The organism is Pseudomonas sp. LY-1 (genome assembly GCF_053502595.1).
On sequence record NZ_CP094353.1, the window covers coordinates 4,070,336 to 4,092,083 of the forward strand.

Sequence of the window (21,748 nt, forward strand, 5' to 3'; positions counted from 1 at the left end):
AACCGGAACAAGCTGTTACTGTACCGATCATAAAGCCCAAGCTGCCTGGATCGGATCTCTGACTTGACGCGTCCCCTCCTTCTACTAATAAGTCTGGCCTTGAGCTTTGCTGCGCACGCGACGATTACCGAAAGCCACGGTTATGCGCAGTTCGGCACGCTCAAGTACCCGACCAAATTCACCCACTTCGATTGGGTAAACCCTGCAGCGCCGAAAGGCGGGACGTTGCGGGTCATGGCGTTTGGCACGTTCGACACCCTCAACCCTTATACCTTCAAGGGTTCGAGCCCGGTTTCCACACCGAACTTCCTGCAATACGGCGTCAATGAGCTGAACGAACCGTTGATGGTCGGCACCGGCCAGTACGCGCCGTCCGGCGATGAGCCGACGTCCAGCTACGGGCTGATTGCCCAATCGGTGGAGTACAGCGAGGACCGCAGCTGGGTGGTGTTCAACCTGCGCCCGGAAGCGCGCTTTCACGATGGCAAGCCGATCACCGCGTATGACGTGGCGTTTTCCTATCGCACCCTGCTGACCGAAGGTCATCCGCAGTACCGCACCAACCTGCAGGAAGTCGCGCGGGTCGACGTCCTCAACCGCCACCGTATCCGTTTTGTGTTCAAGCGCGCCGGCAACCCGTTGCTGATCCTGCGCCTGGGCGAACTGCCAGTGCTGCCCCAGCATTACTGGAAAAACCGCGACTTCAAGGCCACCACCTTCGAACCACCGCTGGGCAGCGGGCCCTATCGCCTCAGCAAGGTCACCCCGGGCCGGCAACTGGTGTTCGAGCGGGTCAAGGACTATTGGGGCAAGGACCTGCCGGTCAACCAGGGTTTCTATAACTACGACAAGGTCGAAGTGGAGTTCTACCGCGACAGCGACGTCGCCTTCGAAGCCTTCAAGGCCGGCGAGTTCGATATCTATATCGAGCATCAGGCCAAAAACTGGGCGAATGGCTATGACTTCCCGGCGGTCAGCCGCGGCGACGTGATCAAGGCGCAGATCGCCCACCAGATCCCGACCCAAAGCCAGGGCCTGTTCATGAACACGCGGCGCCCGACCTTCAGCCAGGCCAAGGTGCGTGAAGCCCTGGGGCTGATGTTCGACTTTGAATGGACCAACCGCACCCTGTTCAGCAACGCCTATAAACGCACCTTGAGCTATTACCCCAACAGCGAATTTTCGGCGACCGGCGTCCCGGTCGGCCATGAATGGTTGATGCTCTCGCCCTACCGCGACCAACTGCCGGCCAATCTCTATACCCAACCGTTCAGCCTGCCCCGGACCGACGGGCACGGCATCCCTCGCGAGACCTTGCGCCGTGCCCTGGCCCTGCTCGGCGAAGGCGGCTGGAAGCTGTCCGGGCAGCGCCTGCTCAACAAGGACGGGCAACCGCTGCGCTTCGAGATCCTGCTGGTCAACCCGAACCTGGAGCGCATCCTGCAGCCCTACGTGGAAAACCTGAACAGTGTCGGTATCGACGCGCGCCTGCGCACGGTCGACCGGGCGCAGTACAAACAACGCCTCGATCAGTTCGACTTCGACATGATCCTGATGACCCTCAACCAGACCCTCAGCCCCGGCCTTGAGCAGTGGCAGTACTTCCACTCCAGCCAGGCGGCGATCAAGGGCAGCAAGAACTACGCCGGCATCGCCAACCCGGTGGTCGACCGCCTGCTCGAACAACTGCTGGCGGCACACACCCGCGACGAACAACTGGCCGCCGGCCGGGCCCTGGACCGGGTCCTGCTGTGGCAGCACTACAGCATTCCCAACTGGTACCTCAACTATCATCGCCTGGCCTACCGCAACCGGTTCGCCTTTGTCACCACGCCGCCCTACAGCCTGGGCCTGAGCGCGTGGTGGCTGAAAGCTTCGGAGAAAGCCCAATGATGTCTTTGCGTACGGCACTGCTCGGCAGTCTGTTGCTCTGCACGGCGGCCAACGCCGCCCCGCAACATGCGCTGACCCTCTACGACGAGCCACCCAAGTACCCCGCCAGCTTCAAGCACTTCGACTACGTCAACCCCGATGCCCCCAAGGGCGGCACCTTTCGCGAGTCGAGCATGGGTGGTTTCGACAGCCTCAACCCCTACATCAGCAAGGGCGTGCCGGCGGACAATATCAGCCTGATCTACGACACCCTGGCCATGCAGAGCCTGGACGAACCCATCACCGAATACGGCCTGGTGGCCGGCAAGATCGAAAAAGCCCCGGACAACAGCTGGGTGCGCTTCTACCTGCGCCCCGAAGCACGCTTCCACGATGGCCACCCGATCCACGCCGAAGACGTGGTGTTCACCTTCCAGATGCTGATGAAGGAAGGCTCGCCGCTCTACCGCACTTACTACGCCGACGTCGACGAAGTGGTCGCCGAAGACCCGCTGCGGGTGCTGTTCAAATTCAAGCGCACCAACAACCGCGAATTGCCGCTGATCCTCGGGCAACTGCCGGTATTGCCCAAACATTGGTGGGCCACCCGCGACTTCACCAAGGGCAACCTGGAAATCCCGCTGGGCAGCGGGCCGTACAAGGTCGCCGAGGTCAAGGCCGGGCGCATGATCCGCTACGAGCGGGTCAAGGACTACTGGGCCAAGGACCTGCCGGTCACCCAAGGTTTCTACAACTTCGATCAGCGCATCACCGACTATTACCGTGACAGCACGGTAGCCCTGGAAGCGTTGAAGGCCGGGCAGTTCGACTACTGGCTGGAGTTCAGCGCGAAGAACTGGGCCAACGCCTACAACATTCCGGCGGTGGCCGAGGGGCGCCTGGTCAAGGAAGAGATCCCCAACGGCAACCCCACCGGCATGCAGGGTTTCGTGTTCAACACACGCAAGCCGATGTTCCAGGACGTGCGCGTGCGCAAGGCCATCAGCCTGTTGCTGGATTTCGAATGGAGCAACAAGCAGCTGTTCAACGGCGCCTACACCCGCACCCGCAGCTACTTCGAGAACTCGGAGATGGCCGCCACCGGCCTGCCCGGCCCGGACGAACTGGCGATCCTCGAACCGCTGCGCGACAAGATCCCCGCCGAAGTCTTCACCCAGGCCTTCGAACCGTCCAAGACCGACGGCAGCGGCATGATCCGCACCCAGCAGCGCGAGGCCTACCAGCTGTTGCAGGAAGCCGGCTGGCGCATCGTCGACGACAAGATGGTCGACGCCACCGGCAAACCGGTGAGCATTGAATTTTTGCTGGCGCAGACCGAGTTCGAACGCATCCTGCTGCCCTTCAAGCGCAACCTGGCAGACCTGGGCATCGACCTGGTGATTCGCCGGGTCGACGTCTCGCAATTCGTCAATCGCCTGCGCTCGCGGGATTTCGACATGCTGGTGGGCAGCTTCCCGCAGTCCACCTCGCCGGGTAATGAACAACGCGAATTCTGGAAATCCTCCAGTGCCGACAAGCCCGGCAGCCGCAACTACATGGGCCTCAAGGACCCGGCCGTCGACCAACTGGTCGAAGAACTGATCGACGCCGACTCGCGCAAAAGCCTGATCGCCCATGCCAAGGCCCTGGATCGCGTGTTGCAATTTGGCTACTACGTGATCCCCAACTGGCACATCAAGACCTTCCGCGTGGCGTACTGGGACCATCTCGGTCATCCCAAAGTGCCACCGCGTTATGACGTCGGCACCGCCACCTGGTGGGCCAAACCCGACGTCAAACCTGCCACCACCCTGGACACGAGCGCCGACCCGGCGAGCGGAGGCGATTAAATGCTGGCCTATATCATTCGCCGCCTGTTGCTGATCATCCCCACGCTGTTCGGGATTCTGCTGATCAACTTCGTCATCATCCAGGCCGCCCCGGGTGGCCCGGTGGAGCAGATGATCGCCAAGCTCGAAGGCTTCGAAGGCGCCACCAGCCGCATTGCCGGCGGCGGCGCCGAAGTCGCGGTGGCCGGCTCCAGCTACCGTGGCGCCCAAGGCCTGGACCCGGCGCTGATCAAGGAAATCGAAACCATGTACGGTTTCGACAAGTCGGCACCGGAACGCTTGTGGATCATGGTCAAGAACTACGCCCGGCTGGATTTCGGCGACAGCTTCTTTCGCGACGCCAAGGTCATCGACCTGATCAAGGAAAAGATGCCGGTGTCGATCTCCCTCGGGCTGTGGAGCACGCTGATCATGTACCTGGTCTCGATCCCGCTGGGGATCGCCAAGGCCACGCGACACGGCAGCCACTTCGACGTATGGACCAGCTCGGCGATCATCGTCGGCTACGCGATCCCGGCGTTCCTGTTCGCGATCCTGCTGATCGTGGTGTTTGCCGGCGGCAGTTACTTCGACTGGTTCCCCTTGCGCGGGCTGACCTCCAACAATTTCGATGAGCTGAGCTGGGGCGGCAAGATCCTCGACTACTTCTGGCACCTGGCCTTGCCCATCACCGCGCTGGTGATCGGCAACTTCGCGACCATGACCCTGCTGACCAAAAACAGCTTTCTCGACGAGATCAACAAACAGTACGTGGTCACCGCCAAGGCCAAGGGCCTGACCAACCACCGCGTGCTCTACGGCCATGTGTTCCGCAACGCCATGCTGCTGGTGATCGCCGGTTTCCCCTCGGCGTTCATCGGGATCTTCTTCACCGGCTCGCTGCTGGTGGAAGTGATCTTCTCCCTCGACGGCCTCGGCCTGATGAGCTTTGAAGCCGCGATCAACCGCGACTACCCGGTGGTGTTCGGCACGCTGTTTATCTTCACCCTGCTCGGGCTGGTGGTGAAGCTGATCGGTGACCTCACCTACACCCTGGTCGATCCGCGTATCGACTTCGCCAGCCGGGAGCATTGAGATGAATCTATCCCCCCTCAATCGCCGCCGGTTCGAGCGGTTCAAGGCAAACAAACGTGGCTGGTGGTCGCTGTGGCTGTTCCTGATCCTGTTCGGCCTGAGCCTGGGCGCCGAGCTGATCGCCAACGACAAACCGCTGGTGGTGCATTACGACGGCGACTGGTATTTCCCGGCGCTCAAACGCTACCCGGAAACCACCTTCGGCGGCGAGTTCCCCCTGGAGGCCAACTACAAGAGCCCGTATATCCAGGAGCTGCTCAAGGCCAAGGGCGCGTGGACGCTGTGGGCGCCGATCCCGTTCAGCTATCAGAGCATCAACTACGACCTGAAGGTGCCAGCCCCCGCGCCGCCGTCTTCGGTCAACCTGCTGGGCACCGACGACCAGGGCCGCGACGTCTTGGCGCGGGTGATCTATGGCTTTCGCGTGTCGGTGCTGTTTGCCCTGACCCTGACCGTGCTCAGCTCGATCATCGGCGTGATCGCCGGGGCCCTGCAGGGCTTCTATGGCGGCTGGGTCGACCTGGCCGGGCAACGCTTCCTGGAGATCTGGTCGGGCTTGCCGGTGCTGTACCTGCTGATCATCCTCGCCAGTTTCGTGCAGCCCAACTTCTGGTGGCTGCTGGGGATCATGCTGCTGTTCTCGTGGATGAGCCTGGTGGACGTGGTCCGCGCCGAGTTCCTGCGCGGGCGCAACCTGGAATACGTGCGCGCGGCCAGGGCGCTGGGCATGCAGAACGGCGCGATCATGTTCCGCCATATCCTGCCCAATGCCATGGTCTCGACCATGACCTTCATGCCGTTCATCCTCACCGGCGCCATCGGCACCCTGACCGCCCTGGACTTCCTCGGCTTCGGCCTGCCGGCGGGTTCGCCGTCGCTGGGGGAACTGGTGGCCCAGGGCAAATCCAACCTGCAAGCGCCGTGGCTGGGCATGAGTGCCTTTGCCGTGCTGGCGATCATGTTGAGTTTGCTGGTGTTTATCGGCGAGTCCGCTCGCGATGCCTTCGACCCGAGGAAATGAGATGAATCAGGACAATCTGATCGAAGTCCGCGACCTCTGCGTCGAGTTCGTCACCGGCGAGCATCACCACCGCGTGGTGAACCACGTCAGCTTCGACATCAAGCGCGGCGAAACCCTGGCGCTGGTCGGCGAAAGCGGCTCCGGCAAATCGGTGACCGCCCACTCGATCCTGCGCCTGCTGCCCTACCCCTTGGCGCGGCACCCCGCCGGCACCATCGAATACGTCGGCCAGGACCTGCTGACCCTCAACGAAAAAACCATCCGGCATATTCGCGGCAACCGCATTGCGATGATCTTCCAGGAGCCGATGACCTCGTTGAACCCGCTGCACTGCATCGAGAAGCAGATCAACGAAGTGCTCGGCCTGCATAAAGGGCTGACCGGCAAAGTCGCGACCCGGCGCACCCTCGAGTTGCTCGAACTGGTGGGCATTCCCGAGCCGCATAAACGCCTCAAGGCGCTGCCCCACGAACTGTCCGGCGGCCAGCGCCAACGGGTGATGATCGCCATGGCCCTGGCCAACGAGCCGGAGCTGTTGATCGCCGACGAACCGACCACCGCCCTCGACGTGACGGTGCAGTTGAAGATCCTCGAGCTGCTCAAGGAACTGCAGGCGCGCCTGGGCATGGCGTTGCTGCTGATCAGCCACGACTTGAACCTGGTGCGGCGCATTGCCCACCGTGTGTGCGTGATGCAACAGGGTTGCATCGTCGAGCAAGCCGATTGCGAAACCTTGTTCCAGTCGCCGCAGCACCCTTACACTCAGGAGCTGCTCGCCGCCGAACCCAGCGGCGGGCCGGCCGCCACCGCCGTCGGGCCACCGTTGCTGGAAGTGGACGACTTGAAAGTCTGGTTTGCGATCAAGAAAGGCTTTTTGCGCAACACCGTCGATTACGTCAAGGCGGTGGACGGCATCAACTTCAGCCTGCCCCAGGGACAAACCCTGGGCATCGTCGGCGAAAGCGGCTCGGGCAAGTCCACCCTCGGCCTGGCGATCCTGCGCCTGATCGCGAGCAAAGGTGGGATTCGCTTCGAAGGCCAGCAACTCGACCGCCTGAGCCAGCAACAGGTGCGCCCGTTGCGCCGGGAAATGCAGGTGGTGTTCCAGGACCCGTTCGGCAGCCTCAGCCCGCGCATGTGCGTCAGTGAGATCGTCGGCGAAGGCCTGCGCATTCACAAGATGGGCAGCCCGGCGGAGCAGGAAGCGGCGATTATCGCAGCGCTCAAGGAAGTCGGCCTCGACCCGCAGTCGCGGCATCGCTACCCCCACGAGTTCTCCGGCGGCCAGCGCCAACGCATCGCCATTGCCCGCGCCCTGGTGCTCAAGCCACGCCTGATTCTGCTCGACGAACCGACCTCGGCGCTCGACCGCACGGTGCAGCGCCAAGTGGTGGAATTGCTGCGCGGTTTGCAGGCCAAGTACAACCTGACCTATCTGTTCATCAGCCATGACCTGGCGGTGGTCAAAGCGTTGAGTCACCAGTTGATGGTGGTCAAGCATGGGCAGGTGGTGGAACAGGGCGACGCGCCGGCGATTTTCGCCAACCCGCAGCATGCCTATACCCGGCAGTTGCTGGAGGCGGCGTTTCTGGTGCCGACGCCTTAGCCCAGGGCCGTGACCTATCCGTTCAGCGCGAAAGGATAGGTCGCTCGCCTCAGGCCGCCAGCCCGCGCCCGGCCCGCTCCAGGTTGCGCCACAACCAGCCCGGCAATACGTCCGGGTCCAGGCTGTCGATCAGGTTCTTCAAGCCCAGCCCCAACTCCGTGTCGCCTTCAATCACCAAGCGACGCCGGAAGAACAAGGTGTCTGGATCTTCCTGGCGACTGGCCAGCAACAAGAACTCGCGCCAGTTACCACTGATGGTCACCTGGGCCTCGGCTTTTTCAGCGATGCGCAAGCCATCCCGCGCCAGCGTCAGGTACCAGCACAGCCCAAGGTCGGGGATGCGCAGGCACATCCAGCGCCCGCGCAGCAGGTCGAAGCCACCGTCGCGCAACGGCTCGGCCAGGCAGCGGTTGAGGCCTTGCTGCAAGGCCAGGCGCTGCACCCGGAACGGCACGTGGCGCACCAGCGGCAACAAGCGATCGGCGCCCTTGAGCAGCCATTGTTTGCGACTCAACACAGGCCCACCTCCTCGACCCGCAGCATGCCGGCCTGGCCATGCCAGTAACCGTTGCAGCCGTCGACGCACAACGGCGGCATCGCGCCCTGGCGCACCTGGTCGAACGCCTGGACCACGCCGACCATCCCTTCGGCGCGTGGGCTCAGGCGCAACAGGTCAGCGCCACACGCGACCAGGCCGGGGTAATCGGCGAGCAGGTTGGTGACATCGGCCGACATCGTCTGAATCCCGTTCAAGGTGAACAACGGTTGCCCTTCCTGGCTGGTCAGGGCCATGCCGTCGGGGTAGTTGATGCAACAGAACTGGCAATCGTCCTTGGGCCGGTTTTCCGCGCGGGCGGTGAAGCAACGGGCCGAGTACGCCAGGGGCAAATGCCCATAGGCGAAGATCTCCACTTCGGGCAGCGGCCGGCCGAGTTCGCGCACCTGTTCCAGCACATCGGCGATCAGGCTTTGCGAGCACTCCACCGGCGGCACCCAGCGCTGCATGCCCGCATCGAGCAATTGCGCCAGGGCGTGGCCGTTGTACAGGTTGAGCGCCGGGCCGCCGACAAAAGGCAACTTGCGCTCGATCAGCAACTGCACCGCGCCCATGTCGTTGGCCTCGACCAGCACCTCGCCGTTGTCGCACAGGCGGCGCAGGCTCGACAGTTCAGAGGCGGCTTCGATCAAGGTCAGGCTCGACAGCACGATCTGCGCCGAGCTGCACGACTGCAACTCGCGGCCCAGGCCCAACCATTGATCCAGGGAAAACGCGCGGCGTTTGGAGCACACGGTTTCCCCCAGGTAAATCACGTCCAGGGGCAAGCCGGCCATGTCTGAATAGAAGCGCCCCAAGTGTTCCTTATCCCAATAAAACAGCACCGGTCCCAGGCTGAGCTTCATCTGTGTTTCCTCATTGCCATGCGCGATGGTAAGCACCCAGGGTGGTCTGGCTGCCTTCGGAAAGTCCGGCCAGCACCTGGCGCCACTGGTCCTTGACCACAAAATTGGCCGGGGCGCTGCGGTGGGCGTCGAGGGCGGCGCGCCAGACTCGGGTGACTTGTTCCACATAGGCCGGGCTGCGTTGCCGGCCTTCGATCTTCACCGCCTCCACGCCGATGGCGCTGAGTTCGGGCAACAGGTCCAGGGTGTCGAGGCTGGTCGGTTCTTCGAGGGCATGGAAGCGCTTGCCGCCGACCAGGAAGCGGCCTTTGCACAAGGTCGGGTAGCCGGCCGGTTCCTCCGGGGTGTAGCGGTCGATCAGCACTTCACTGAGGCGCGCGCTGAGGCCATCGGCGTCGTCGCTCCAGCGCACCGCCTTGGCCGGCGAGCACACGCCGCACAGGTTGGGCGACTCACCGGTGATATACGACGACAAGTGGCAACGCCCTTCGGCCATGATGCACAGGCTGCCGAAGCCGAACACTTCGATCGGCACCACGCTGCTCGCCGCCACCTGTTTGACCTGGGCCAGCGACAGCACCCGCGGCAGCACCGCACGGCGGATGCCATAACGTTCGACGTAGAACTTCAGCGCCGCCGCATGGGTGGCGGAGCCCTGCACCGACAAGTGCAACGCCATCTGCGGATGGTGCGCGGCAGCATAGCCGAGCACACCCGGGTCGCCGGCGATCAGCGCATCCACGCCATGATCGGCCGCACGGTCGACGGCGCGTTGCCAGCGTGACCAGATCTTCGGTTGCGGGTAGGTATTGACCGCCACATACAGCTTGCGCTGGTGCTGGCGGATATGGGCGACGGCGGCGTCGAACTGCTTGTCGTCCATGTTCAGCCCGGCGAAATGCCGGGCATTGGTGTCATCGCGAAAACCGACATACACCGCATCGGCGCCTTGGCGCACCGCGGCTTTCAGCGCAGGCAGGTTGCCTGCCGGGCAGACCAGTTGCATGGAGACTCCTCATTGAAACTCGGCGAAAGACAAGAAAGGCACCGGTGCATCCTTGAGCAGCAGTTGCTCGCGCTCGACAATCACCAGGCCATCGGCCCAGCAGGCGGCGGTGAGCATCGCCGAGCTTTGCTGGGGGTGCAGGACGGCGCGCAATTGCCCATCCGCGCCGGGGCTCAAGCGCGCGCGCAGGTACTGGCGGCGCTTGTTGGGGGTAGGCCATTCAAAACCGGCCGGCACCTGGACCGGCACCGGCAACACGCGCTCGACGCCCTGGGCGCGCAACAGGAACGGGCGCACCACCACCAACGCAGTGATCAGCGCGGCAGACGGGTTGCCGGGCAGGCCGATCCACGGTTTGCCCGCCACTTCGCCAAACGCCAGGGGCTTGCCGGGCTGGATCGCCAGGCGCCAGAAATCCACGCGACCGAGTTCCTGGATAGCTTGTTTGAGATGATCCTCCTCGCCCACCGACACGCCGCCGGTGGTCAGCAGCAGGTCGCATTCGGACGACGCGAGGATCAACGCGTCGCGGCTGGCGGCCAACGCGTCGGCCATCACCCCGTAGTCGAGCACCTCCACGCCCCAACCGCGCAATAACGCGGTCACCAGGTGGCGGTTGCTGTTGTAGATCTGCCCCGGCGCCAGCGACTCGCCCGGCTCGCGCAGTTCATCGCCGCTGCTCAGCAGGCACACGCGCAGGGGTCGATAGACCTTGACCCACGGAATGCCGGCCGACGCCAGCAGGCCGACTTCCTGGGCGCGCAGGCGCTGGCCGACACGCAACAGGCGTTGCCCGCGCTGCATTTCTTCACCGCGCTTGCGCACATGTTCGCCCAGGCGCAGCGGCGGGCACCAGATACGCTGGCCGTAGACGCGGCAACGCTCCTGGGGCACCACGCTGTCGGCGCCGGGCGGCAGCGGCGCACCGGTGAAAATCCGTACTGTCTGCCCGGCCTGTAAAAGCTCATCGCTGCTGTGCCCGGCAGCAATCCGCCCGGCCAGCACCAAGTAGCCGCCCTGCTCCGGCACATCGGCGGCGCGCAGGGCGTAGCCGTCCATAGCGCTGTTGTCCCAGCACGGCAGGTCGAGAGGTGAAAACAGTTCTTCGGCGATCACCCGACCTGCGGCCTGGCCGAGGGGGATGACTTCGGTGGGCGGCGCAGGTGGCGCCTGCGCCAGCAGTTGCTCGATCGCCTCGTCCACCGGCATCAATTGCCCGCTGTCGCACACGCGGGTGTTCATGACCGCGCCTCGCAGGCGCTGAGCGCTTGTTCGAACTGAGGCTTGAGGTGCGCAACGAAGTTGCACGGGCCGGTGCGGCTGTCCAATTGACTGAGCAGAATCTGGTCCCAGGCGGTACGGCACGCGCCGGGCGAACCAGGCATGCAGCACACCAGCACGCCATTGCTCATGCCCGCCAGGGCGCGGGACTGCAAGGTGGACATGCCGATTTCCGCCAGGGACACCTGGCGGAACAGCTCGCCGAACCCGTCCACTTGTTTATCCAGCAGCGGCAACACCGCTTGCGGCGTGTTGTCGCGAGCGGTGAAGCCGGTGCCGCCGGTCATCAGGATCACTTGCACCTGAGGGTCGGCGATCCACTGCGAAACACGGGCGCGGATCTGGTAGATATCGTCCATCACCAGGCCACGGTCGATCAGCACATGGCCGGCACCTTCAAGGCGCTCTACCAGGGTCTGCCCGGAGGTATCGGTGTCAAAGGTGCGGGTGTCGCTGATGGTCAGTACGGCGATGTTCAGGGAGACAAAACTGCGTTGGGTCAAATGGGCCATGATCAAGGCTCCAGGCAGGTAAAAAGATGCGCTCAGCCTGCGCCGCAACGGGCGCAGGGCCTATTCCTCGAAGGAGGTACCTCGTCAGGGCGCCAGCCGTGTGCGCTGCCAGGCGCCGTTTCGCAGGCGGTAGTCGAGGCGGTCATGCAGGCGATCGGGGCGGCCTTGCCAGAACTCGATGCGGCGCGGTTGCAGGCAGTACCCGCCCCAGTGCTCGGGTCGTGGCGGTTGCTGGCCGGCGAACCGCTCGGTGACCTCACGCAGCAAACCTTCCAGCTCGCTGCGGTGGGTCAGCGGCTGACTCTGCGGCGAGGCCCAGGCACCGAGTTGGCTGGCGGCCGGGCGGTCGAGGAAATAGGCGTCCGACAGCGCCGGATCGAGGCGCTCGACCGCACCTTCAATACGCACCTGGCGCTCCAGGCCGGGCCAGAAAAACGTCATCGCGGCATGGGGGTTGCTCGCCAGTTCCTCGCCCTTGGCGCTCTGGTAATTGCCAAAAAACACAAAACCTTCGGCGCTGAAGCCCTTGAGCAGCAGGATGCGGCAATGGGCGTACCCTTCGCTGTCGACCGTGGCCAGGGCCATGCTGTTGGCCTCGGCGGGAGGCGCTTCGGTCTTGCGCGCCTGGCTCAGCCACTGGCCGAACAACACCAGCGGATCGTCTTGCTCGCCGTCGTCCCGCAGGCCGTAGAGGGTGTAGTTGCGGCGCAGCTGCGCGAGGGACAGGGGCATGGGACGAACCTCCAGAGAATTCGCCACAGTGTGGGAACTGCGCAGGTTTTAGCCCTTGACCGCGATCAACAATCCGCCGCGTCATGGCGCCGCAGGCGGCTCACCACAATGACTTCGCCAGCACCACAATCACCACCATGTGCGCGAGAATGCTGCGTCGTATCCACAGCGCACGCTTGGGGCTCAGGCGCTCGCGGGTCAGCCAGTAGGCCAGCAGCAGGTAGTGCCCGATGATGCTCAGGGCGAGGAAGATTTTCAGGCTCAGGAACAGTCCGAAATGACTGTTCCATGGCAGGCCGCGGTAATGCCAGGCCAGGCCGATACCCGCGCCATACAGCAGCACCACCACGCCATGCAGCACCCGCCGCGAACGCCGGGCGATCGCGTGTTCCGCGGTGAAACGCGCCGACCAGGCCAGCTCCTCGCGGGCGCTGTGCCAGATCACCACTTCAAAGAACAGCGTGCCGATAAAGGCGATCGCCGCCAGCAGATGCACGATCAACAACCACGAATACAGCATGCAATGCTCCTAACCGGGGTGCCCGTCGACCCGCGCCCGCCACAACATCGGGCCATACCGCCACAGGTACAAGCCCAGGCCGACCGACCAGCACAGCCCCGCCAGCCACAAGGCCGCCACGGGCCAGATCAACACCAGTGCCACCCGGCACACAGCCGCCAGGTTCAACAGGGCGAACGCCAGGGTCATCCCGCCCGGTGGCTGCAACGGCCGACCGGTATGGCCCAGGCTGACCCGCGCCACCATCGCCAGGATCAGCCCGGCCATGGCGCCGATCGTCAGCGCATGCACGGCCAGGCTCGGGTTGAGCGGCGCACCGAAATGCCACAGCGCCATGCCCAGGCAGGCCACGGCCAACCATGCGTAGGCCAGGTGCAGCGACCACAGCAGCGGCACGCGCCACAGGCCACGGTCATGCCAGCGCGCCAGGCGCAGCAAGTGGCCCAGGCCGAGCACAGCGAACAGTGCGCCGCTCCACCAGCTGGGGAACACCGCCAGCCCGCTGGCGTAAAGCAACGCCACCAGGATCGAACCGCCCAGCAACACACGGTCCAGCCACGGCCACGGCTTGACAGCATCGACCCGGCCCAGGCCACGTTGGGTGAAAAATGGAATCACCCGACCGCCGATCAGCCCCATCATCGCCGCCACCAGCCACAACCCCGTGAGCACCGCCTGGCGCTCCACGCCTTCGTCATGGGTCAGCAACCCATACAACGCCAACGCGTCTGCCACGGCGAGCAAGCCCAGCACCAGTACAATCGGGTAGTTACGGGTTTGCCTGACCTTCCACAGCGTCCAGCCCATCACCCCGGCCACCGCCAGCGGAAAACTCAGTTCCAGCACCGCCAGCAGCGGCCACGGCAGGTTCAGCAACCAACCCAGGCGCGCCGCCAGCCATAACCCGGCGAGCAACGCCAGGGGCGCGCCGCTGAGGCCGGGGCGGCCGGTCCAGGTCTGCACCGCGGTCAGCAAAAAGCCGGCGATGATCGCCACGCCAAAACCGAACAGCAGCTCATGCCGGTGCCAGGCCAGCCAGCCGCCGGCCGGTTGCCAAGTACCGGTGGCGCCGCCCAGGGCGAACAGCCACAGAGGAATGACCAGCACCGCCAACAGGCAGGCACCGAGGAAAAACGGGCGGAATGCCAGGCGAAACAATGGGGGAATAGCCATGGCCTTGCGTCGATCGAGCACTTGCATAGCACGGCTCCTAAACAGATGAATGCGACAATCTTGCGCTGCAGCCTGCGCTTTGCCCTTGTCGTAGATCAAGCACGCCCGCCACAGACAGGGGAACTTTGCCAGGAAATAACCGCCTGAATCCGGTACGCTCAGCGTTTTTACTCAAGGAGTTAATTCCCATGGCCAAAGCCACTGCCCGTCACATCCTCGTTGCCACCGAAGACAAGTGCAACGAACTCAAGGCCCAGATCGAAGGCGGCGCCGATTTCGCAGAAGTCGCCAAAGCCAATTCCAGCTGCCCATCCAGCCGTCAAGGCGGCGACCTGGGCTCGTTCGGTCCAGGCCAGATGGTTAAAGAATTCGACACCGTCGTGTTCAGCGCCCCGGTCAACACCGTGCAAGGCCCGGTGAAAACCCAGTTCGGTTATCACCTGCTGGAAGTCACCAGCCGTCAGGACTGATTCAGTCCACGCTGATGCTTGAAACAACGGCCCGCCTTTTGGTGGGCCGTTGTGCATGGGATGACTGGCGATGCTCAGGCCGTTAGCGTACAAATCCCTATTCTCCTTCACCCGGCGCTCAAGGCAGATAATGCGACTGGCTTTTTCGACTCTATTCAGCTCCACCCTGGCCCTGCTGCTGGCCAGCACCGCTGTGATCGCGGCCCCGCAAACCTACCTGACCGTGTATGGCGAACCGGCCAAATATGGCGCCGGCTTCAGCCATTTCGACTATGCCAACCCCAACGCGCCCAAGGGCGGCAGCCTGCGGCGTTCGGCCATCGAGATCGGGCGCTTCGACCATGTGCTGCCCTATATCGACAAAGGCATCGGTGTGTCCCAGATCGACGGCTGGTTGTATTCGCCGCTGGCCCTGCGCTCCCTGGACGAGCCGTACACGGTCTACGGCCTGGTCGCCGAGAAGATGGAACGCGCGGACGACGGCCTGTCGCTGCGCTTCTACCTCAACCCCAAGGCACGGTTCGCCGATGGCACACCGATCACCGCCGAAGACGTGCGCTACAGCTTCGATTTGCTGATGACCCAGGGCAGCCTGCGCTTTCGCACGCTGTTCGCCGACGTCAAACACGTCGAAGTCGAAGGCGAGCGGCAGGTGCGCTTCGATTTTTCCAGCGATGAAAACCGCACCCTGCCGCTGGATATCGCCACCCTGCCGGTGTTCCCCGAGCACTGGTGGAAAACCCGCGACTTCGCCAACGGCGGCGGCTACGAAGCGCCGCTGGGCAGCGGCCCGTATAAGGTCAGCAAGATCGACGCGGGCAGCACCATCACCTTTACCCGCAACCCTGACTGGTGGGGCAAGGACTTGCCGGTCAGCCGTGGCCTGTACAACTTCGATCACCTGAGCCTGGAATATTTTGGCGACACCGAAGTGGCGCGCCAGGTGCTGCGTGGCGGCGCGTATGACTTCAACCGCGAGTTCTCCGCCACCGGTTACTCCATCGGCTACAACGGCCCGGCGCTGGACGACGGGCGCCTGCAACGCGCGCACCTGGCCAAAGAGATGCCGCAACCGGCCCAGGGCTATGTGTTCAACGTGCAGAAACCGATGTTCCAGGACCGCCGCGTGCGCCAGGCCCTGGCGATGCTGTGGGATTTCGAATGGGCCAACCGGCAGATGATGCGCAACCTGTACATCCGCCAACAGAGCTACTTCTCCAATAGCCCGCTGGCCGCGAGCGAATTGCCGACCCCGGAAGAGCTGGCGATCCTCGAACCCCTGCGCGGCCAGGTGCCCGACGAGGTGTTCAGCCAGGTCTTCAAAGCCCCCGTCACCGACGGCAGCGGCATGATCCGCGACAAGCAACTGCAAGCCTTGGCCCTGCTGGAAGAAGCCGGCTGGAACCCCGACGGCGACAAGCTGGTCAACGCCGAGGGCGAGCCGCTGGAGTTCACCTTCCTCTATGCCCAACCCGGCCTCGAGCGTCTGTTGCTGCCGTACAAGCGCAACCTGGCGCAGATCGGCATCACCCTGATCATCCGTCGCATCGACTCCTCGCAGTACGTCAACCGGCTGATGACACGGGACTACGACATGATCGTCACCGGTTTCCCGGTCACCACCTCGCCGGGGATGGAGCTGTACAACTACTTCGGCTCCGCCGCCGCGTTCGACCCGGGCGCCAACAACTACACAGTGCTCAAGGACCCGGCCGTCGACAGCCTGATCAAGGGCCTGGTGAAAGCCAACACCCAGGCGCAGATGCTCACCTACGCCCACGCCCTGGACCGGGTGCTGCAATGGAACTACCTGTGGATCCCCAATTACTACCCGCCCGGCACGTCCGCCGCGTGGTGGAACCGCTTCGGCCGCCCGGCGATCGAGGCGAAGAATGACGAAGCCCTGGAAACCTGGTGGGAAATCAGCCCCACGCCACTGACGAACGCACAAATGAGCGCGGAGCTTAAAAAACGCGGAGGGATGCGCTGATGTTTGCCTATATCGTGCGGCGCCTGCTGTTGATCATCCCGACGCTGGTGATCATCCTGCTGGTCAATTTCGTGATCGTGCAGGCCGCGCCCGGCGGGCCGGTGGAACAGGCGATCGCCCACCTGCAAGGGATCGGCGGCGGCAGCATCGGCGGTTCCGCCGGCGAAGGCCTCGGCAGCGGCTCGCGGGCCAGCCGCGGCCTGGACCCGAAACTGATCAAGGACATCGAAAAACAATACGGCTTCGACAAACCGGCACCGGAACGCCTGTGGCTGATGCTCAAGAGCTACGCCCAACTGGACTTCGGCAATAGCTTTTTTCGCGGCGCGACAGTCACCGACCTGATCCTGGAAAAGATGCCGGTGACCATCTCCCTCGGCCTGTGGGCCACGCTGATCACCTACCTGGTGTCGATCCCATTGGGCATTCGCAAGGCAGTGCGCCATGGCAGCAGCTTCGATGTGTGGAGCAGCACCGCCATCGTGATCGGCTATGCGATGCCGGCGTTCCTGTTTGCGATGTTCCTGATCGTGGTGTTCGCCGGCGGCACGTCGCTGAACTGGTTCCCGGTGCGCGGCCTGGTCTCGGAAAACTTCGACGAACTGAGCACGGTGGGCAAGGTCGCCGACTATTTCTGGCACCTGGTCTTGCCGGTCACGGCGCTGGTGATCGGCGGGTTCGCCACCCTGACCATCCTGACGAAAAACTCGTTCCTCAATGAGATCACGCGCCAATACGTGGTCACCGCCCGCGCCAAAGGCTTGAGCGAACGGCAGGTGCTGTACGGGCATGTGTTCCGCAATGCGATGCTGCTGGTGATCTCGGGGATTCCCCAGGCGTTTATCAGCGTGTTCTTTGCCGGCTCGCTGCTGATCGAGGTGATCTTTTCCCTCGACGGCCTCGGGCGCATGAGCTACGAAGCCGCGGTGTCCCGCGACTACCCGGTGGTGTTCGGTTCGCTGTTTATCTTCACCCTGTTCGGCCTCTTGATAAAACTGATCGGCGACCTCTGCTACACCCTGGTGGACCCGCGTATCGACTTCGCCGCGAGGAACGCCTGATGTTCAATCTATCTCCCGTGGCCCGTCGGCGTTTCGAGCGGTTCAAGAAGAACCGCCGCGGCTGGTGGTCACTGTGGCTGTTTATCGGCCTGTTCATCCTGACCCTGGGCGGCGAGTTGATCGCCAATGACAAGCCCTTGGTGTTGAGCTTCAAGAACGAGCTGTATTTTCCAGTGTTCAAGCGCTACACCGAGCAGCAGTTCGGCGGGCAATTGCCGTTCCAGGCCGACTATCGCAGCGACTACGTGCAGAAGCTGATCAAGCAGGACGGCGGCTGGATGCTGTTCCCGCCAGTGCCGTTCAGCGACGACACGCCCAACTACGAACTGACCCGCCCGGCCCCCAGCCCGCCCTCGGCGGTGAACTGGCTGGGCACCGACGACCAGTCGCGCGACGTGGTGGCGCGGGTGATCTTCGGCGCGCGGGTGTCGATCCTGTTTGCCCTGGCGCTCACCGCGATCAGTGCGAGCATCGGCATCGCCGCGGGCGCGTTGCAGGGTTACTACGGCGGCTGGGTCGACCTGATCGGTCAGCGGGTGCTGGAAGTGTGGTCCGGGTTGCCGGTGCTGTACCTGCTGATCATCCTGTCCGGCTTTGTCGAACCGAACTTCTGGTGGCTGCTGGGGATCATGGCGCTGTTTTCCTGGCTGGCCCTGGTGGACGTGGTGCGCGCCGAGTTCCTGCGCGGGCGCAACCTGGAGTACGTCAAGGCGGCGCGGGCCCTGGGTTTGAGCGACGCCAAGATCATGCGCCGACACATCCTGCCCAATGCCATGACGGCCACCCTGAGCTACCTGCCGTTTATTTTGACCGGCGCGATTTCCACCTTGAGCGCCCTGGATTTCCTCGGTTTCGGCATGCCGGCGGGCAGCGCGTCGCTGGGTGAGTTGATCGCCCAGGGCAAGCAGAACCTGCAAGCGCCATGGCTGGGCCTGACGGCGTTTTTCACCTTGGCGCTGATTCTGTCGCTGCTGGTATTTATCGGCGAGGCGTTGCGCGATGCCTTCGACCCCCGTGCATGAGTGAGTCTGTATGAGCGACAACCTGATCGAGATCCGCGACCTCTGCGTCGCCTTCAGCGGCCAGACCGTGGTGCGCAACCTGAGCCTGGATGTGCGCCCCGGCGAGTGCCTGGCGCTGGTCGGCGAGTCGGGCTCGGGCAAGTCGGTGACGGCCCTTTCGATTCTGCAACTGCTGCCCGAAGCCGGCACGCAAACCAGCGGCTCCGTGCGCTATCGCGGCCAAGAGTTGATCGGCGCATCGGCGGCCACCCTGCAAAAGCTGCGTGGCGACCGCATCGCCATGATCTTCCAGGAGCCGATGACCTCCCTCAACCCGCTGCACAGCATCGAAAAGCAGATCGGCGAAACCCTGCTGTTGCACAAAGGTATGGGCGGCAAAGCAGCACAGGCGCGCATCATTGAACTGCTCGAACTGGTCGGCCTCCAGAACCCCCAGGAACGGCTCAAGGCCTATCCGCACCAACTCTCCGGCGGCCAGCGCCAACGCGTGATGATCGCCATGGCCCTGGCCTGCGAGCCGGAACTGCTGATCGCCGACGAGCCCACCACCGCGTTGGATGTGACCGTGCAGCGCAAGATCCTGTTGCTGCTCAAATCCTTGCAGCAACGCCTGGGCATGTCGCTGCTGCTGATCAGCCACGACCTCAACCTGGTGCGCAGCATGGCGCAGCGCGTGTGTGTGATGCATACCGGCGAGATCGTCGAACAGGCCGACTGCGAAACCTTGTTCAACGCGCCACAACACCCCTACAGCCGCTTGCTGCTCGACGCTGAACCGGCGGGCGAGGTGCTGTGCGGCGAAACGCGCGAAACGGTGTTGCAGGTCGACGACCTGAGCGTGCAATTCCCCCTCGGCGGCGGCCTGTTTCAGCGCAAGACCTACCTGCGCGCGGTGGACGGCATCAGCCTCAGCGTGCAGCGCGGCAAGACGCTGGGCATCGTCGGCGAGTCGGGCTCGGGTAAATCCACCCTGGGCCAGGCGATCCTGCGCCTGCTGGACTCCACCGGCAGCATCCGCTTCCAGGGCGTCGCCCTCGACGCGCTCAACCACAAACAGATGCGCCCGTGGCGCAAACAGATGCAGGTGGTGTTCCAGGACCCTTACGGCAGCCTCAGCCCGCGCATGTCGGTGCAGCAGATCATCAGCGAAGGCCTGGAAGTCCACGCACCGTGCAGCCTCGCCGAGTGTGACGCGCAGGTGATCCAGGTGCTCAAGGACGTCGGCCTCGACCCGGCCAGCCGGTATCGTTACCCCCACGAGTTTTCCGGTGGCCAGCGCCAACGCATTGCCATCGCCCGCGCGCTGGTGCTCAAGCCGGCGCTGATGCTGCTCGACGAACCCACCTCGGCCCTCGACCGCACGGTGCAGAAGCAAGTGGTGGCGTTGCTGCGCGAGCTGCAGGACAAGTACGGCCTGACCTACCTGTTCATCAGCCATGACCTGGCCGTGGTGCGCGCCATGGCCCACGACATGATCGTGATCAAGGACGGCAAAGTGGTGGAGCATGGCGCCAGCCATGATGTGTTTGAATCGCCGCAACACCCGTACACCCAGGAACTGCTGGCCGCCGCACACATCCCCTTGTAGGAGCGAGCTTGCTCGCGAAAAGCGCAAGGACACCGCGTTCAACCAGCAGGCCCGCGTCATCGTTAACGTTTTTCGCGAGCAAGCTCGCTCCTACAGGATTCTGCACGCATGAACACCAGCCTCAAGGACTACCAACAGGTTCGCGGCCTGGCCATCCAGTCGCTGTTCGAGATCATCGAGCAGTCCAGCGAAGGCACGGTGATTGTCGACCGCGACGCGAACATCGTGTGGATGAACGAGCGCTACGCCAAGCGCTTCGGCCTCAAGAGCGCCGACGAAGCCATCGGCCAACCCTGCGAACAGGTCATCGCCAACAGCCTGTTGCGCCAGGTGGTGCGCAACGACCAGCCGATCCTGCTGGATATCCAGGACACGCCCAAAGGCCCGTTGGTGGTGATGCGCCTGCCGATCCACAACGACGCCGGCGCGGTGATCGGCGCCATCGGCTTTGCGCTGTTCGATGAGCTGCGCAACCTGTCGCCGCTGATCGAGCGTTACCTGAGCATGCAGCAAGAGCTGGCGTCCACCCGTTCGCTGCTGCGTTCACGCCAGAGCAAGTACACCTTTGCGCACTTTATCGGCACCAGCGCCACCAGCCTCGAAGTCAAACGCCGCGCACGGCGCAGTGCGAGTGCCGAGTCGCCGGTGTTGCTGCTCGGCGAGACCGGCACCGGCAAGGAGTTGCTGGCCCAGGCGATCCACGGCGCCTCGACGCGGGCGCACAAGGCATTTGTCAGCATCAACAGCGCGGCCATTCCCCATGACCTGCTCGAAGCCGAGTTCTTCGGCACCGCGCCCGGCGCGTTTACCGGCGCCGACCGCAAAGGCCGCCCCGGCAAGTTGCAGATCGCCCAGGGCGGCACGCTGTTTCTCGATGAAATCGGCGACATGCCCCTGCCGCTGCAAAGCAAGCTGTTGCGGGTGTTGCAGGAGAAGGAATACGAACCGGTCGGCTCCAACGAGATGCGGCACAGCGACGTGCGGGTGATCGCCGCCACGTCCATGGACCTGGAAGCGGCGATCAAACGCGGCGAGTTTCGCGCCGACCTGTATTACCGGCTGAATGTGCTGCCGATCCAGGTGCCGCCGTTGCGCGAACGCCTGGAGGATATTCCGGCGCTGAGCGAAGCGATCCTCGAAGACCTGCGCAGCCACCACGAACTGGACCGCGAGGCCCTGGCGTTGTTGGCGCGGCATGCATGGCCGGGGAATATCCGTGAACTGCGCAACGTGCTGGAACGCGCGGCGTTGTTGAGCGATGACCGGCTGTTGGGCGCGGCTGAGATTCGCGCCGCGATCGGCACGTTCAGCCCGGTGGCGCACGAGGCGATGGAAACGTTCGAAGGCGAGACGTTCGAAGGCGAGACATTCGCGGCGGCGCGGGAGCGCTTCGATCGGCAGCTGATCACGGCGGCGCTCAAGGCCTGCAGCGGGAATGTGGTGGCCGCGGCCCAGCGCTTGGGGCTGGGCAGGTCGACCTTGTACAAGAAAATGGTCGCGCTGGGGCTGGCTACATCTCAATAAAGAGACAAAATTCTCAAAACAAAGACAATCCTTGTGGGAGGGGGC

General features: G+C 63.8%; 19 protein-coding genes. 11 read left to right on the forward strand and 8 right to left on the reverse strand.

Annotated elements, in window-relative coordinates:
• Positions 1–63: 63 nt before the first annotated feature.
• Genes MOQ67_RS18505 through MOQ67_RS18525 form a run of 5 tightly spaced genes read left to right on the forward strand, consistent with a single transcriptional unit; the run spans position 64 to position 7,423 of the window.
• Positions 64–1,893, forward strand: a complete 1,830-nt coding sequence (locus tag MOQ67_RS18505; protein ID WP_198717957.1) for an extracellular solute-binding protein — start codon at positions 64–66, stop codon at positions 1,891–1,893.
• Positions 1,890–3,722, forward strand: a complete 1,833-nt coding sequence (locus MOQ67_RS18510) for an extracellular solute-binding protein (RefSeq protein ID WP_198717958.1) — start codon at positions 1,890–1,892, stop codon at positions 3,720–3,722. The genes MOQ67_RS18505 and MOQ67_RS18510 overlap by 4 nt, the downstream gene beginning before the upstream one ends.
• Positions 3,723–4,796 (forward strand): microcin C ABC transporter permease YejB, encoded by a 1,074-nt coding sequence (locus tag MOQ67_RS18515; RefSeq protein WP_017846625.1) that lies wholly within the window; start codon positions 3,723–3,725, stop codon positions 4,794–4,796.
• A gap of 1 nt (position 4,797) precedes the next feature.
• Entirely contained in the window at positions 4,798–5,817 is a 1,020-nt protein-coding gene (locus MOQ67_RS18520; protein WP_017846626.1) for an ABC transporter permease, read from the forward strand.
• 1 nt (position 5,818) lies between these two features.
• Complete coding sequence (locus MOQ67_RS18525) at positions 5,819–7,423, forward strand: ABC transporter ATP-binding protein (protein WP_017846627.1); 1,605 nt, start codon at positions 5,819–5,821, stop codon at positions 7,421–7,423.
• Positions 7,424–7,472: 49 nt separating this feature from the next.
• On the opposite strand, the gene ubiT is transcribed toward MOQ67_RS18525, so the two are convergent.
• From ubiT to MOQ67_RS18565, 8 genes are all read right to left on the reverse strand, one after another.
• Complete coding sequence (gene ubiT, locus MOQ67_RS18530) at positions 7,473–7,940, reverse strand: ubiquinone anaerobic biosynthesis accessory factor UbiT (RefSeq protein ID WP_017846628.1); 468 nt, start codon at positions 7,938–7,940, stop codon at positions 7,473–7,475.
• Positions 7,934–8,824 carry a U32 family peptidase gene (locus tag MOQ67_RS18535; RefSeq protein ID WP_046383125.1) on the reverse strand — a complete coding sequence of 297 codons (891 nt, stop codon included), beginning with the start codon at positions 8,822–8,824 and terminating at the stop codon, positions 7,934–7,936. Before MOQ67_RS18535 ends, ubiT begins: the two co-directional genes overlap by 7 nt.
• A gap of 10 nt (positions 8,825–8,834) precedes the next feature.
• Positions 8,835–9,830: a ubiquinone anaerobic biosynthesis protein UbiU gene (ubiU, locus tag MOQ67_RS18540; protein WP_017846630.1), complete on the reverse strand. Its 996-nt coding sequence runs from the start codon at positions 9,828–9,830 to the stop codon at positions 8,835–8,837.
• Positions 9,831–9,839: 9 nt separating this feature from the next.
• A complete protein-coding gene (locus MOQ67_RS18545; RefSeq protein ID WP_046383124.1) occupies positions 9,840–11,072 on the reverse strand; it encodes a molybdopterin molybdotransferase MoeA in 1,233 nt (410 codons plus the stop codon).
• The gene (gene moaB / locus MOQ67_RS18550) at positions 11,069–11,623 is read right to left on the reverse strand and encodes a molybdenum cofactor biosynthesis protein B (RefSeq protein ID WP_046383123.1); all 555 of its coding nucleotides are present in this window, start codon (positions 11,621–11,623) and stop codon (positions 11,069–11,071) included. The genes MOQ67_RS18545 and moaB overlap by 4 nt, the downstream gene beginning before the upstream one ends.
• 84 nt (positions 11,624–11,707) lie before the next feature.
• The gene (gene pdxH, locus MOQ67_RS18555; RefSeq protein WP_102618078.1) at positions 11,708–12,355 is read right to left on the reverse strand and encodes a pyridoxamine 5'-phosphate oxidase; all 648 of its coding nucleotides are present in this window, start codon (positions 12,353–12,355) and stop codon (positions 11,708–11,710) included.
• Positions 12,356–12,455: 100 nt separating this feature from the next.
• Complete coding sequence (locus MOQ67_RS18560) at positions 12,456–12,875, reverse strand: hypothetical protein (RefSeq protein ID WP_057005429.1); 420 nt, start codon at positions 12,873–12,875, stop codon at positions 12,456–12,458.
• A gap of 9 nt (positions 12,876–12,884) precedes the next feature.
• Entirely contained in the window at positions 12,885–14,075 is a 1,191-nt protein-coding gene (locus MOQ67_RS18565; protein WP_198717959.1) for an NnrS family protein, read from the reverse strand.
• 161 nt (positions 14,076–14,236) lie between these two features.
• On the opposite strand from MOQ67_RS18565, the gene MOQ67_RS18570 reads away from it, so the two are divergent.
• From MOQ67_RS18570 to MOQ67_RS18595, 6 genes are all read left to right on the forward strand, one after another.
• Positions 14,237–14,518, forward strand: coding sequence for a peptidylprolyl isomerase (locus MOQ67_RS18570; protein WP_003208024.1), 282 nt, complete (start codon positions 14,237–14,239; stop codon positions 14,516–14,518).
• A gap of 130 nt (positions 14,519–14,648) precedes the next feature.
• Positions 14,649–16,508 (forward strand): extracellular solute-binding protein, encoded by a 1,860-nt coding sequence (locus MOQ67_RS18575; protein ID WP_104903028.1) that lies wholly within the window; start codon positions 14,649–14,651, stop codon positions 16,506–16,508.
• Positions 16,508–17,569: a microcin C ABC transporter permease YejB gene (locus MOQ67_RS18580; RefSeq protein ID WP_198717960.1), complete on the forward strand. Its 1,062-nt coding sequence runs from the start codon at positions 16,508–16,510 to the stop codon at positions 17,567–17,569. The genes MOQ67_RS18575 and MOQ67_RS18580 overlap by 1 nt, the downstream gene beginning before the upstream one ends.
• Positions 17,569–18,591 (forward strand): ABC transporter permease, encoded by a 1,023-nt coding sequence (locus tag MOQ67_RS18585; RefSeq protein WP_017846638.1) that lies wholly within the window; start codon positions 17,569–17,571, stop codon positions 18,589–18,591. The genes MOQ67_RS18580 and MOQ67_RS18585 overlap by 1 nt, the downstream gene beginning before the upstream one ends.
• A gap of 10 nt (positions 18,592–18,601) precedes the next feature.
• Positions 18,602–20,179, forward strand: a complete 1,578-nt coding sequence (locus MOQ67_RS18590) for an ABC transporter ATP-binding protein (RefSeq protein WP_104903026.1) — start codon at positions 18,602–18,604, stop codon at positions 20,177–20,179.
• 108 nt (positions 20,180–20,287) lie between these two features.
• A complete protein-coding gene (locus MOQ67_RS18595; protein ID WP_104903025.1) occupies positions 20,288–21,703 on the forward strand; it encodes a sigma-54 interaction domain-containing protein in 1,416 nt (471 codons plus the stop codon).
• Positions 21,704–21,748: the final 45 nt, after the last annotated feature.

Coding starts and splice junctions, on each gene's coding strand:
- MOQ67_RS18580 (WP_198717960.1), top strand. CDS start 16,508: ATGTTTGCCTATATCGTGCGGCGCCTGCTGTTGATCATCCCGACGCTG.
- MOQ67_RS18535 (WP_046383125.1), bottom strand. CDS start 8,824: ATGAAGCTCAGCCTGGGACCGGTGCTGTTTTATTGGGATAAGGAACAC.
- MOQ67_RS18545 (WP_046383124.1), bottom strand. CDS start 11,072: ATGAACACCCGCGTGTGCGACAGCGGGCAATTGATGCCGGTGGACGAG.
- moaB (WP_046383123.1), bottom strand. CDS start 11,623: ATGGCCCATTTGACCCAACGCAGTTTTGTCTCCCTGAACATCGCCGTA.
- MOQ67_RS18575 (WP_104903028.1), top strand. CDS start 14,649: ATGCGACTGGCTTTTTCGACTCTATTCAGCTCCACCCTGGCCCTGCTG.
- MOQ67_RS18565 (WP_198717959.1), bottom strand. CDS start 14,075: ATGCAAGTGCTCGATCGACGCAAGGCCATGGCTATTCCCCCATTGTTT.
- MOQ67_RS18510 (WP_198717958.1), top strand. CDS start 1,890: ATGATGTCTTTGCGTACGGCACTGCTCGGCAGTCTGTTGCTCTGCACG.
- MOQ67_RS18595 (WP_104903025.1), top strand. CDS start 20,288: ATGAACACCAGCCTCAAGGACTACCAACAGGTTCGCGGCCTGGCCATC.
- MOQ67_RS18585 (WP_017846638.1), top strand. CDS start 17,569: ATGTTCAATCTATCTCCCGTGGCCCGTCGGCGTTTCGAGCGGTTCAAG.
- MOQ67_RS18515 (WP_017846625.1), top strand. CDS start 3,723: ATGCTGGCCTATATCATTCGCCGCCTGTTGCTGATCATCCCCACGCTG.
- MOQ67_RS18590 (WP_104903026.1), top strand. CDS start 18,602: ATGAGCGACAACCTGATCGAGATCCGCGACCTCTGCGTCGCCTTCAGC.
- MOQ67_RS18520 (WP_017846626.1), top strand. CDS start 4,798: ATGAATCTATCCCCCCTCAATCGCCGCCGGTTCGAGCGGTTCAAGGCA.
- MOQ67_RS18525 (WP_017846627.1), top strand. CDS start 5,819: ATGAATCAGGACAATCTGATCGAAGTCCGCGACCTCTGCGTCGAGTTC.
- MOQ67_RS18560 (WP_057005429.1), bottom strand. CDS start 12,875: ATGCTGTATTCGTGGTTGTTGATCGTGCATCTGCTGGCGGCGATCGCC.
- MOQ67_RS18570 (WP_003208024.1), top strand. CDS start 14,237: ATGGCCAAAGCCACTGCCCGTCACATCCTCGTTGCCACCGAAGACAAG.
- pdxH (WP_102618078.1), bottom strand. CDS start 12,355: ATGCCCCTGTCCCTCGCGCAGCTGCGCCGCAACTACACCCTCTACGGC.
- ubiU (WP_017846630.1), bottom strand. CDS start 9,830: ATGCAACTGGTCTGCCCGGCAGGCAACCTGCCTGCGCTGAAAGCCGCG.